Origin of the sequence: Enterobacter sp. Acro-832 (assembly GCF_011752745.1) — a bacterium.
GTDB lineage: Bacteria > Pseudomonadota > Gammaproteobacteria > Enterobacterales > Enterobacteriaceae > Enterobacter > Enterobacter quasiroggenkampii.
Map to the genome: position 1 here is coordinate 1 of NZ_VWWX01000030.1, position 228 is coordinate 228.

Sequence of the window (228 nt, forward strand, 5' to 3'; positions counted from 1 at the left end):
TTACCACTTTGTGATTCATGACTGGGGTGAAGTCGTAACAAGGTAACCGTAGGGGAACCTGCGGTTGGATCACCTCCTTACCTTAAAGAACCTGCCTTTGCAGTGCTCACACAGATTGTCTGATGAAAAAACAGCAGTAAAAATCTCTGCAGGCTTGTAGCTCAGGTGGTTAGAGCGCACCCCTGATAAGGGTGAGGTCGGTGGTTCAAGTCCACTCAGGCCTACCAA

At 49.1% G+C, this 228-nt stretch carries 1 tRNA gene and 1 rRNA gene; both read left to right on the forward strand.

What is annotated here, in order from left to right:
- Positions 1-80, forward strand: a 16S ribosomal RNA gene (locus F3J31_RS23280); the annotation flags it as partial.
- 70 nt (positions 81-150) lie between these two features.
- Positions 151-227, forward strand: a tRNA-Ile gene (locus tag F3J31_RS23285).
- The last annotated feature ends 1 nt before the right edge of the window (position 228 follow it).